The organism is Micromonospora sp. NPDC048170 (genome assembly GCF_040652795.1).
Taxonomy (GTDB): domain Bacteria; phylum Actinomycetota; class Actinomycetes; order Mycobacteriales; family Micromonosporaceae; genus Micromonospora.
In genome coordinates this window covers 173,827-186,887 of the sequence record NZ_JBEZMR010000008.1, presented here as the reverse complement: position 1 = coordinate 186,887, position 13,061 = coordinate 173,827, and the positions used below count along the sequence as shown (strand labels likewise).

General features: G+C 72.4%; 6 protein-coding genes. 5 read left to right on the top strand and 1 reads right to left on the bottom strand.

Going from position 1 to position 13,061, the window contains the following annotated elements; all coding sequences use genetic code 11:
• Positions 1-6: 6 nt before the first annotated feature.
• From AB0D32_RS14450 to AB0D32_RS14440, 3 genes are all read left to right on the top strand, one after another.
• Positions 7-4,329 carry a thioester reductase domain-containing protein gene (locus AB0D32_RS14450; protein ID WP_357089452.1) on the top strand — a complete coding sequence of 1,441 codons (4,323 nt, stop codon included), beginning with the start codon at positions 7-9 and terminating at the stop codon, positions 4,327-4,329.
• A complete protein-coding gene (locus AB0D32_RS14445; RefSeq protein WP_357089449.1) occupies positions 4,326-5,558 on the top strand; it encodes an amidohydrolase family protein in 1,233 nt (410 codons plus the stop codon). The genes AB0D32_RS14450 and AB0D32_RS14445 overlap by 4 nt, the downstream gene beginning before the upstream one ends.
• An 86-nt stretch (positions 5,559-5,644) precedes the next feature.
• Positions 5,645-7,204 carry an acyl-CoA carboxylase subunit beta gene (locus AB0D32_RS14440; protein ID WP_357089526.1) on the top strand — a complete coding sequence of 520 codons (1,560 nt, stop codon included), beginning with the start codon at positions 5,645-5,647 and terminating at the stop codon, positions 7,202-7,204.
• A 47-nt stretch (positions 7,205-7,251) separates the two neighbouring features.
• Here the strand turns inward: AB0D32_RS14440 and AB0D32_RS14435 are convergent, their stop codons facing one another.
• Positions 7,252-10,092: an AAA family ATPase gene (locus AB0D32_RS14435; RefSeq protein WP_357089446.1), complete on the bottom strand. Its 2,841-nt coding sequence runs from the start codon at positions 10,090-10,092 to the stop codon at positions 7,252-7,254.
• Between the two features lie 285 nt (positions 10,093-10,377).
• Here AB0D32_RS14435 and AB0D32_RS14430 point away from each other — a divergent pair, with 285 nt between their 5' ends.
• Both AB0D32_RS14430 and AB0D32_RS14425 read left to right on the top strand, forming a co-directional pair.
• Positions 10,378-11,460: a ferritin-like domain-containing protein gene (locus tag AB0D32_RS14430; RefSeq protein ID WP_357089442.1), complete on the top strand. Its 1,083-nt coding sequence runs from the start codon at positions 10,378-10,380 to the stop codon at positions 11,458-11,460.
• Between the two features lie 38 nt (positions 11,461-11,498).
• A complete protein-coding gene (locus AB0D32_RS14425; RefSeq protein ID WP_357089439.1) occupies positions 11,499-13,061 on the top strand; it encodes an AMP-binding protein in 1,563 nt (520 codons plus the stop codon).

Here is a 13,061-nt window from a genome sequence, read left to right as displayed (position 1 = left end):
CCGGCCGTGACCGCGCATTTGGAGAGCACCGGAACCGCCCCGGACGGCGGTCCGCCCGACGGGGTAGAACCGATCGCGATCATCGGCATGGCCTGCCGGGTGCCCGGTGCCGACACCGTCGCCGGCTTCTGGGCCAACATGCTCGACGGCGTCGGCTCGATCACCCGCTTCACCCCCGACGAACTTCGCGCCGCCGGCGTGGACCCGCACCTGCTCGCCGACCCCGAGTACGTTCCGGCGGGCGCGATGATCGACGACGCCGACCACTTCGACGCGGAGTTCTTCGGCTACAACGCCGCCGAGGCCGAGACGATGGATCCGCAGCAGCGGGTCTTCTGCGAGACCGCCTGGGCGGCCCTGGAGGACAGCGGCCACACCCCGGACCGCACCGACGGCGCCGTCGGCGTGTTCGCCGGCATGTTCATGAACAAGTACCTGATGGCCAACCTCGCCACCAACCCCCGCTTCCAACGTTCGGCGATGGCACCCCTGGCCCGCATCTTCAACGACAAGGACTTCCTGGCCACCCGGGTGGCGTACCTCCTCGACCTGGACGGCCCCGCCTGCACCGTGCAGACCGCCTGCTCGACCTCCCTGGTCGCCACCCATCTGGCCTGCCAGTCCCTGCTGACCTACGAGTCGGATCTGGCGCTCGCCGGCGGGGTGGCGATCAACCTGCCGCTGAAGGCCGGCTACTCGCACACCTACGGCGGGGTGTTCAGCCCCGACGGGCAGTGCCGGCCCTTCGACGCCGACGCCGAGGGGACCGTACCGGGCAACGGCGCCGTGGTCCTGGTGCTGCGCCGGCTCTCCGACGCCCTGGCCGACCGGGACCACGTCTACGCGGTGATCCGGGCCAGCGCGGTCAACAACGACGGCGCGGTCAAGGCCGGTTTCACCGCACCGAGCGTCGACGGGCAGGCCCGCGTCGTCACCGCCGCGCACGCCCTGGCAGCGGTCCCGCCCGGCAGCATCGGCTACCTGGAGGCCCACGGCACCGCCACCCAGGTGGGCGACCCGATCGAGGTCGCCGCGCTCACCCAGGCGTTCCGCGTCGGCACCGCCCGGCGGGGCTTCTGCGCCCTCGGCTCCGTCAAGGCCAACATCGGTCACCTCGACGCCGCCGCCGGAGCCGCCGGCCTGATGCGCGCCGCCCTGGCCGTACGGCACGGACGGATCCCGCCCATGCGGAACTTCCGCTCCCCCAACCCCGACCTCGACCTGGACACGTCGCCCTTCTACGTGCCGACCCGCGCCACCGAGTGGTCGGCCGGCACCGGACCACGCCGCGCCGGGGTGAGCGCCTTCGGGGTCGGCGGCACCAACGCCCACGTGGTCCTGGAACAGCCACCGCCCGTCCCCGACCCGGCCGGCACGGCACCCGCGACCGGCTGGCACCTGGTGCCGCTGTCCGCGCGCGACCGCACCGCCGTCGACGCCGCCACCCGCCGGCTGGCCGACCACCTGGAGGACCACCCGGACCTCGACCTGGCCGACGTCGCCTTCACCCTCCAGGAAGGGCGGCGCGGCTTCCCGGTACGCCGGTTCGCCGCCTGCGCCGACCTGACCGACCTGGTGGCCGTGCTGCGGGGGGAGGACCCGCACCGGCTGGTCACCCGCACCGCCCCGGTCGCCGCCCACCGGGCGGTGTTCATGTTCCCCGGCGGCGGCAACCAGCACCGGGACATGGGTGTCGACCTCTACCGCAGCCAGCCGGTGTTCCGCGAGGAGTTCGACCGCTGCGCCGCCCTGCTCCGCGACCGCCTCGACGTCGACCTCGCCGCGCTGCTGTTCCCGGGCGGCGGTGGCGGGTCGGGACGGGGGCGCGCCCTCGGCCGCGCCGAGGGACCCGGCGTGGTCACCGCGCTGTTCGCCGTGGAGTACGCGCTGGCGAAGCTGTGGATGTCCTGGGGCGTGGAGCCGGTCGCCCTGCTCGGCCACAGTCTCGGCGAGTACGTCGCCGCCTGCCTGTCCGGGGTGTTCACCCTCGGCGACGCGCTCGCCGTCACCTACGCCCGTGGTGAGTTGTTCGCCCGGATGGCCCCGGGCCGGATGCTCGCCGTACCGCTGCCCGAGGCACAGGTCGCGGAACTACTCGACGAGAGGCTGTCGATCGCGGCGGTGAACGCGCCGGAGTTGACCGTGGTGGCCGGCCCGGACGACGACGTCGCCGCCCTCGACCGGCTGCTGGCCGGCCGGGGCGTGGACTGCGGGCGGATCAACGTGCCGGCGGCGAGCCACTCCTGGCTGGTCGAACCGATGCTCGACGAGTTCACCGCCCGGGTGAAGGAGTGCGACCTGCGTCCACCGCACACCCCGTTCGTCTCCTGTGTCACCGGCACCTGGATCCGCGCCGAGGACGCCACCGACCCGCACTACTGGGCGCGTCACCTGCGGCAGCCCGTACGCTTCGCCGACGCGCTGCGGACCGTCCTGGCCACGCCCGACCGGGTGCTGCTGGAGGTCGGGCCCGGGCGCGCGCTGACCGCGCTGGTGCCCGGGCAGCGGCTCGCCCCCACCCCGACCGCGGTCGCCTCACTGGGCCACCCCCGCGACCGGCTGCCGGACACCGCGCACCTGATGGCCGCGGTCGGCCGGCTCTGGCAGGCCGGGGTGAGCGTGGACTGGCCGGCGCTGCACACCGCGCGGCCGGCCCGACGGGTCAGCCTGCCCGGCTACCCGTTCCAGCGCCGCCGGTACTGGGTGGAACCGGGGGCGACCGCCGTCGGCGCCGACCCCGGACCGGCCGCCACCTCCGACGCCTCCGTCGCGTCGACCTCGGGCGGCGTCGACCAGGACGACGCAGCGGACGACGGCTACCTCGGCCCCCGCAACGAACGGGAACGCCAGGTCGCGCGGGTGTGGTGCGACCTGCTCGGTGTGGACCGCGTCAGCGTCACCGACGACCTGTTCGACTGCGGCGCCCACTCCCTGATGATCACGCAGGCCGCCCGGGAACTACGCCGTCTCGGCGCGCCCCGGCTCACCGCCCGCGACGTCCTGGCCAACCCCACCGTCGCCGGCCTGGCCGCCCGGATCGAGGCCGCCGTGACCGGGCGACCCCTGATCGAGGTGCACGGCAGCGGCCCCGACCTCGCCGCCGAGGTCGTCCTCGACCCGGCGATCGCCCCCGACGCGGCCGCGCCGGCCCGCACCGGGCCTCCTCGGGTGGTGCTGCTCACCGGCGCCACCGGGTTCGTCGGCGCGTTCCTCTGCGCCGAACTGGCCCGGCAGACCAGCGCCGAGATCGTCTGCCTGGTCCGGGCCGCCAACCCCGAGGAGGGCACCGAACGCCTGCACGCCGCCCTGACCTCCTACGGCCTGCCGACACCACCCGCGCACCGGCTGCGCGTCGTCCCCGCCGACCTGGCCAGGCCCCGACTCGGCCTGACGCCGGCCGACTTCGACACCCTCGCCGACGAGGTCGACGCGATCTACCACTGTGGCGCCTGGGTCAACTTCGTGCGCCCCTACCGGTCCCTCAAGGCCACGAACGTGCGTGGCACCGAGGAGGTACTGCGGCTGTCCACCCGGGGCCGGCCGACGCCGGTGCACCACATCTCCACCCTGGCCGTGCTCGCCGGAGCCGTCGCCGCCGGCGTCGGGCAGATCCACGAGGACGACCCGCTGCCGCCGCCGGTGGGCCACGACACCGCCTACAGCCAGAGCAAGTGGGTCGCCGAGGGTCTCGTCGGCATCGCCCGGGAACGGGGCGTGCCCGTGTCGGTCTACCGGGCCGGTGCCGTGCTCGGAGACAGCCGCACCGGCGCGACCAACCGGGAGGACTACGTCACCAAGGTCATCCAGGGCTGCCTCGACCTCGGTCTGGCCCCCGAGCGCCGGTACGCCTTCGCCGCCGCCAGCGTCGACTACGTCGCGCGCACCGTGGTCGCCCTGTCCCTGCGACCGGAGACCCTCGGCGGCACCTTCCACACCGTCAACCCCGACCCGCTGGACTGGAACGACATGTTCACCCACCTGCGGGCCTGCGGCTACCGGGTGCCGAGCGTCGACTGGCAGCGCTGGCACCACCAGCTCACCGAACAGATCGAGGCCGACGAGACGTCGAACAACCTCGCCCCGCTGATGGCGATGCTCGGCGACACCCCGGACCGGGACATGCCCCGGATGCGCTGCGACAACGTCTGGTCGGCGCTGCCGGCCGACCTGGCCCGCCCACCGGAGCTGGACGCCGCGTTGTTCGCGCGGATGCTGGGTTTCCTCGCCCGGGGCGGGGTCCTGCCCGCGCCGCCGGACGCCGGTCCGGACCGTCCCGGCACGACGCCGGCCGTTTCCCCCGACACCGCGCAGGAGGACCTGCTCACATGACCATGCTCTTGACCGGCGCCACCCTCATCGACGGGCTCGGCGACGAGCCGGTGACCAACCAGGCCGTACGGATCGAAGCCGACCGGATCACACAGGTGGGGACGCGGGTCCAGGCCGACGGCGCCGACCTGGTCGACCTGAGCGGGTTGACCCTGCTGCCGGGGCTGATCGACGCGCACACCCACGTGGGCTACTCCAGCGACGTCCGCGCGATGCTCGGTGGGCAGCTGTCGGTGGCCGAACGGGCCGCCGACATCTTCCGCAACCTGCGCGAGACCGTGGACGCCGGGTTCACCACGATCCGTGACTGCGGTGGCCTCGACCTCGGGGTGCTGCGTACGGTGCGACGTGGGCTGGTACCCGGCCCCCGGATCTGGGCCGCCGCCGTGGCGCTGTCCCAGACCGGCGGTCACGGCCGGCTGGGTTCTCCGCTGGCCCCGGCGGGCCCGTCGCCCCTGTCGGTACGCGGCCTGACCGGGATGACCCCCAACGCCGACGGCGTCGAGGAGGTCCGCCGAGCTGCCCGCGAGTGCTTCCGTCAGGGCGCGTCGTTCCTGAAGATGGCCGTCACCGGCGGGGTCATCTCGGTGTCCGACTCGTTGGAGGACACCCAGTACACCGTCGAGGAGATCGCGGTGGCCGTCGCCGAGGCCCGCGCCCGCAACACCTACGTCACCGTGCACGCCCACAACGACGCCGGCATCCACAACGCCGTCCGGGCGGGTGTCGGCTGCGTCGAACACGGTACCGGCCTCGGCGAGGCCACCGCCGCGATGATGGGTGCCCACGGCGTGCACCTGGTGCCCACCCTGGCCATCGCCGAGACGATGCGTACCGACGCCGCGCGGCAGGGACTCGCTCCCGGCTTCCGGGACCGGGTCGGCGACACCGCGCAGCGCATGATCGACGCCATGTTGCTGGCCCGCGAGGCCGGCGTGCTGGTCGGCTCCGGCTCCGACCTGATCGGACCGGACCAGAACCACCGCGGACTGGAGCTCGTGCTCAAGGCCCGCGTCCTGGGGCCCATGGCGGCGATCGTCTCCGCCACCTCGGTCAACGCCCGCATCATGCGGGTCGCCGACCGGGTCGGGTCGGTCGAGGTGGGCAAGCTGGCCGATCTCGTCGCGGTGGACTTCGACCCGCTCAGCGAGCCGCACCTGTTCGAGGACCCGGACCGGGTCGTCCTCGTCGTCCGCGACGGCGAGATCGTCAAGGACACCCGCAAGTGACCCCGGCGCCGCGCGGACACCCGCCGACGATCGCCGCCGTGGGGCCGGCCCGGGCCAACGGCCGGCCGGCCGGCGCCGTCGCCGACCTGCGCGCCCCGACCACCGCCGAGAAGGTGACCGAGCTGCGCCGCCGACGCGCCGAGGCGGAGCAGCCCGGCTCCCCGCGGGCCGCCCGCCGGCTGGCCGCCCGGGGCCGGATGACCGCCCGGGAGCGGATCCTGGCGCTGCTCGACCCCGACTCGTTCGTGGAGACCGACCGGCTGGCCCGCCGGGACGTCGGGGGGTACGCCGGGCCGCAGCCGCCCGGTGACGGTGTCGTCACCGGTTTCGGCACGGTCGACGGCCGCCAGGTGTGTGTCTACGCGCACGACGCGACCCACCGGGGCGGTAGCGCGGGGGCGGTCTTCGGCGCCAAGGTCTGCAAGATCCTCGACCACGCCATGCGCGTCGGCTGCCCGGTGGTCGGCATCAACGACTCCAGCGGCGCCCGGGTGGAGGAGGGGGTGCTGGCCCTGGCCGCGTACGGCGAGGTGGCCCGTCGGATGGTGACCGCCTCCGGGGTGATCCCGCAGATCTCCCTCGTCATGGGGGTCTGCGCGGGCGGTGCCGTCTACACCCCGGCGTTCACCGACTTCGTGGTCATGGTGGAGAACACCTCGCACATGTTCGTCACGGGCCCGGACGTCATCCGGGCGGTGACCGGGGAACAGGTCAGCATGGAGGCCCTGGGCGGCGCCACGGTGCACGCCACCCGGAGCGGTAACGCCCACTATGCCGCCGCGAGCGAGGCCGAGGCCATCGACTACGTCCGGGACCTGTTGTCCTACCTGCCGGCCAACAACCTCGACCCGGCCCCGGTCTGGCCGTCGGCGTCCCTGCTGGAGCCCACCGGCGCCGACCGGGAACTCGACACGCTCGTGCCCGATCGGGCCACCACCCCGTTCGACATGCACGAGGTGGTCAGGCGGATCGTCGACGACGGCGACCTGCTGCCGGTGCACCCCGACTTCGCTCCCAACATCATCTGCGGCTTGGCCCGCGTCGACGGTGTCACCGTGGGGGTGGTCGCCAACCAGCCGTTGCACCTGGCCGGTGCCATCGACATCGACGCCGCGGAGAAGGCCGCGCGGTTCGTCCGCTTCTGCGACTCGTTCAACATCCCCCTGCTCACCCTCGTCGACGTACCCGGTTACCTGCCCGGTACCGCCCAGGAGCACCAGGGCATCATCCGCAGGGGTGCGAAACTCGCGTTCGCGTACATCGAGGCGACCGTACCGAAGATCACCGTCGTGGTACGGCGGGCCTTCGGTGGCGGGTACGCGGTCATGGGATCCAGGGAGCTGGGCGCCGACCTGTGCTTCGCCTGGCCGACCGCGCAGATCGGCGTGATGGGCGCGGCGGGCGGGGTCGCCCTGCTGCACCACCGTACCCTCGCCCAGGCCGACGACCCCGCGCTGTTGCGTCAGGTCCTCGTCCACGAGTACGAGGACCGGTTGCTCACGCCCTACCGGGCCGCCGAGCACGGCTGCGTCGACGACCTGATCCTGCCGTCGGAGACCCGGCCCACGGTCGTCCGCGCACTGCGTGCCCTGGTCGACAAGCGGGTCATCGGTCCGGCCAAGAAGCACGGCAACATCCCGCTGTGACCCGACCGTCCCCGGCGCCGGGGGTGCCTGCCAACCGCGCCGGGGACTCAGTTCGCCGCCGCCTCCCCGGCCGGCACCGCCGCACCGACCGGCTGCCCGGTGGCCCCGATGAGGCGGGCGACCACCGCTCGGGAGGACACGCCGAGCTTGGCGAAGATGTTCGCCAGGTGCATCTCCACCGTCTTCTCGGTCACGAACAGCTCCTGCGCCACGCGCCGGTTCGTCAGTCCCTGGCTGACCAGCACGGCGACCTGCCGTTCCCGACGGGTGAGCAGGTTCAGGCCCGCCGTCTCCTCGCGTTCGTCCGGGCCCGTACGGCGCGACGACCGCGCCGCCAGGCGACGCCGCTCCAACACGGCCTGCCGGGCCAGCCGGTGCGCGCCCCATCCCTCGAACGCGGCCTGCACCGCCTTTATCTCCCGGTAGCTGTCGTCGACCAGGCCGAGTGCGGCCAGCGGTCCGACGGCGACCATCCGGGCCCGGGCAGCGTCCACCACCATGCCGGCGGAGGCCAGTTCCCGCGCCGCCACCTGAGCGGCGGCCACCGCCCGTGCCGGGTCGTCGGCGGCCAGCACCTGTGCCCTGGCGAGCAGGGCCAGCCCGGTGTGGCCTGGCAGGTCGAGCACGGCGGCGGCCGCATCGGCGCGGTCGGCCCAGTGCGCCGCGAGTTCGGTCCGACCGGCGGCCAGTTCCGCCCGCGTCATCGCCTCGCACCAACCGGCCTGCGAGCACAGGTCGGAGGCGGACGGGCCGGAGTTGTCACCGAGCTGCGTTCGGGTCAGGTACGCGGCCACGTTCCCGCCGGCCAGCCCGATCTCCACCAGCAACCGGCGGACCAACAGCGAGTACGGTCCGTCGGACAGCACCGGCAGGGCATCCACCTCCGGGTAGGTCTCCGCCGTCGTCCGTACCTGGCTGTCCATCCATGCCCGCAGGACGCGGGCCACGGCGATCTCCCGTTCGCCGCCGACCGCGGTGGCCACCTCCGCCGCCCGCTGCGCGCACTCCTGTGCCTGCGGCAGCCTTCCTTTGACCTGCAACGTCACCGCCAGAGCCACGTGGAGCCGGGCCAGCAGCAACAGCTGCCCGCTGTGCTGGGCACCGGAGACCGCCCGGTCCAGGTGGCGTAGCGCGTCGTCGAAGCGCTCGTGCAGGATCTCCGCCTCGATCACCCATTTGGCGGCCCGCAGACTGCGGACGAACTCGCCGTCGAGCATCGCGTCGAGCAGGTCGACCGCCTGATCCAGGCGGCGACGCGCGGCCGGCATGTCCAGCGCGGCGGTGTCCGCCACCGCCAGCAGGGCGAGCGTGGTGGCCTCCGCCGAGCGGGCCTGATGGCGCTGGGCTGCCGTGTACGCCACGGCGGCCAGTTCCCGGGCGACGTCGGCGCGGCCCGCGGCCAACTCCAGACAGGCGAGTTCGAAGCTGAGCATGGCCCGTCCGATGCTCTGGGCGGCGGGCAACGCGGCCAGCTCCGCCCGGGCCAACGCGCCCGCCTCGGCACGTCGGGACAGCGACAGCTCCACCATGACGCAGAGGGCCACCGCATGGGCGCGACGGGTCGTCGGGCGACGTTGCCGCATCTTGAGCGCCTCGTGCAGCGCGTTACGGCTCGCCACCAGGTCACCGACGACGGCGGCCAACTGGGCGAGGCGGACCAGCAGCACGACGCGTCGCAGGTCGTGGTCGGGTCGATGCGGCAGCAGCCGCAGGGCCACACGGAGCCAGTGCGCCGCGGTGACCGGGGCGTGGTGCTGCGCCGCCATGGCGGCCCGGTGCAGTATCGACACCGCAGTCAGGTCGCCGGGGCGGGCGGTGCGGGCGACGTGCGGGGCCAGCGCCTCGGGCGGGGCGCCGCGCCGGCACAGCGCGGCCGCCGCCCGGTCGTGCGCGGCCAACTGCCAGCCCGGGCTGACCGCGTCGTAGACGGCCCGCCACAGCACGGCGTGCCGGAAGCTGATCAGCCGGCCACCGGCGACCGGGCGGACGATGTCCAGTTCGGCCAGTTCGTCCAACGCGCGGTGCACCTCGGCGTCGCGGCACTGGCCGATCTGCGCGACCAGCGCCGGCTCGAACACCTCTCCCGCCACCGCCGCCGCGTCGAGGACGATGCGGCTCAGCGGGGAGGCGGCTTCCAGCTCCCCGACCAGCCTCATCCGCAGCGTGACGGGCAGCTCGCCGACGACCACCGAGGCGGTGCTGCACAGCCCGGTGGCGGCGGCGGCCAGCGCGTGCAGGTGCAACGGGTTGCCGCCACTGTGTCGGTAGAGGGCCCACTGCCACGGCGTCCTGCACTGTGGACCGAGCAGGGTCTGCGCGTCCTGCTCGGTGATCGGCCCGAGCGGTACTTCCCGCACCCACTCGTCGCCCGGTGCGCCGACCAGCGCGGTGTGCAGGCGTACCGGGGCCTGGCGGGGCCGGTAGGCCAGCACGACCAGCAGTGGCACCGGCGACGGGGTACGCACGAGCTGGGTCAGCAGGGCGATGGTCGTCTCGTCGGCCCAGTGCATGTCGTCGACGATGACGACCAGGTTGTTGGCGTCCGCGTCGCCCGTCCGGTTGACGAGATCGCGCACCAGTTGGACCGAGGCGGTGGCCCCCGTCGGCGCCTCACCCGGGTCGGTCTTCCGATTCGCGCAGCGGTCGCAGTCGACCAGCGCGTCGAGCAGCGGGGCCAACGGTTGTGACCGCCGGCCCCGGGTGGCCGAACTGGACACCACCCGGGCTCCCCGGCGACGGGCGTGCTCACCGAACTCGCTGAGCAGCCGGGTCTTCCCGATGCCGGGATCGCCGGTCACCGCCACGACCCGGACGCCGGCTCGGCCTGTCGTCTCCAGGGCGCTCCGCAGGACTGCCAGTTCGGGGTCACGACCCACGAACGGAGGCATCAGCACCACTGTCCCGACGCATACCCGCTGCCACCGTCTGGTTTCCACCGAACCCCGGGACCGGCCATTCTAGATCGACTCCCGTCTTCGACGATACGCCGCCATACGCCAATAGGACATTAGCAGGATTGGATTGGTTTTTGCGAGATGGCTCTCGACGCAAAAGCCGCACCACGCAGCAGACCCGGACCTACGGAGGCCCCCGATCCTAGGGAACTCCCCAGTGCCCGACAAACAACCACAAGTCCATAATCGACGTTAGCCATTTATGAGGCGGAGGCATCATTGAGCACCCGGCTGTACGCCCTCCCTGTCGACCAGACGGGCTGGCACATCAAGGCAGGGAACACCACCGTATTCGACTGGGACTACGACGAGAGCCGGGACAAACTGCTCACCCTTTACGAAAAGGGCAAACAGCGGCAGTGGAACGCGGCGGAACGACTCGACTGGACGATCGAGATCGATCATGACGACCCGATGGGCATACCGGAAGAGTCGGTGGCCATCTACGGGTCGCGCACCTGGCAGTCACTGAACCGCAGAGAAAAGGCCAATGTCCGGCTGCACATGAACTCGTGGCAGTTCTCCCAATTCCTCCACGGCGAACAGGGCGCACTCATCTGCTCCGCCAAGATCGTGCAGACCGTACCGGACATCGACTCCAAGTTCTACGCCGCGACCCAGGTCGTCGACGAGGCCCGCCACGTCGAGGCGTACTCCCGCTACCTGAGGGAGAAGATCGGCTTCGCCTATCCCATCAATCCGCACTTCAAGGACCTGCTCAACGACATCATCTCGGACTCCCGCTGGGACATGACCTACCTGGGCATGCAGGTCCTCATCGAGGGTCTCGCCCTGGCCGCGTTCGGGCAGATCCGCGACTACTCCAAGGAACCGCTCGCCCAGGCGCTCAACGCCTACGTCATGCAGGACGAGGCACGTCACGTGGCCTTCGGTCGGCTGGCCCTGCGCGACTACTACCCCGAGCTGACCCAGGCCGAGCGCGACGAACGTGAGGAGTTCTGCATCGAGGCCTGCCACATGCTCCAGCAACGCTTCGTCGGCGAGGAGGTCTGGACCGCCCTCGACCTGGACGCCGCCGAGTGCATGGCCTTCATGCGCGACTCCGAGCACTACCAGTACTTCCGGTCCAAGCTGTTCTCCCGGATCGTGCCCACCCTCAAGGACATCGGCCTGTTCGGCCCGAAACTCCAGCGGGCCTTCGCCGACATGGGAGTGCTCAGCTACCAGGACGCCAACCTCGACCGGTTGATGACCGAGGACGAGAACGTCGCCGACGAGGTCGACAGGCTGCGCCGCGAGCAGGTCGCGCGGGCGATCCGGCTCGGCTCAGAGTCGTCCTGACCCCCCACACCGAGCTTCCGGCCCGAGGAGATCGCCCCGTGGACACTCCAACCGCTGCACCCGCCAACTACGTCCCGCAGGCGTTGGCGCTGTTCGAGAAGTACGGTCCGGCGGAGGCGATCGTGTACCAGGGCCGCCGGCTGACCTACGCCGAGCTGCGGCACGGCGTCCTGCACCTGGCCGAGGCCCTGCGCGGGCAGGGAATGGTCGCGGGCCGGGCGGTGGCGGTGGTCGCCAACAACCACCCGGACGTGGTCATGTTGCACTTCGCCCTGCACCTGCTGGGCTGCCGGTCCGTCTGGGTGGCCCACGCGCCCCTGGAACACCAGTTGGACTTCCTCGGCCAGGCCCGCCCGGACGCGCTGGTGTACGACCCCCGCACCCACGCCGAGGCCGGCGTCGAACTGGCCCGACGGTCGGCTACCCCGGCCGTGTTCACCCTCGGCCCCGCCGCCCTGGGCACCGACCTGTGGCAGGCACCCCGGCGGGCGCTGGACCCGGCCGACACCACGGGCGAACCCGCGTCGGTGTTCCAGACCAGCGGTACGACCGGGCGCCCCAAACTGGTCCACCACCGCAACGTGCTGTTCCAGACGATCCTGGAACTCGCCACCAGGTGGGCGGGCGAGGGCCGCCCGACGCGCCACCTCTACTACGGCGTCTTCTGGCACGTCAGCTCGCAACTGGGCGTCATGGGCATGCTGTTCGCCGGCGGGACGCAGGTGATGTGCGACTCCTTCGACGCCAGGCAGTTCTTCACGCTCATCGAGCAGGAGCGCATCACCAGCACGAACGCCGCCTCACCCCGCCTGTACGAGCTGCTGGACTGCCCGCTGCTCGGCCGGACCGACCTGAGCAGCCTGGAGATGATCACCCTGGGCGGCTCGACCGTCGCCCCTGCCCGGCTGACCCAGGCACTCGAACGCTTCGGGCCCATCGTGCGCGTGGCGTACGGGATGAGCGAGGCGCCCCTGATCACCGAACTCAACGGCGACGAGCACGACCCGAGCCGGCCGCACCTGCTGCGCTCCTGCGGACGCGCCTACGGTGACGTACGCATCGCCATCCGGGACGAGGCCGGACGGGAGTTGCCGCCCGGTCAGCACGGTCAGGTGTGGATCACCGGTTCGCTGGTGATGGCCGGGTACTGGGGGCAGCCCGAGCTGACCGCCGGGACACTGGTCGACGGCTGGCTGCACACCGGGGACACCGGACACCTCGACGAGGACGGCTACCTCTACCTGGTGGGACGCGACCAGGAGCTCATCGTCACCGGTCCCGGCGCCGTCAACGTCTACCCGGGGCCGGTCGAGGATGTCCTGACCGCCCACCCCGACGTCCACGACGCGGCCGTCGTCGCCGTACCCGACGACGCCTACGGTGAGGCGCCGTACGCCTTCGTCGTGCCCGCACCGGGGGCCACCGTCACCGCCGAGCAGCTCCGCGACCTGGTCACCGAGCGCCTCGACACCAACTGGACCCCGCGCGACGTGGAGTTCGTCGACGCGTTGCCCATGATCGGTTACGGGAAGGTCGACAAACGCGCACTGCGCGACCGCTATCTCGCCCGTACCTGTGCGGCAGTCGGTTCACCGGAGTGA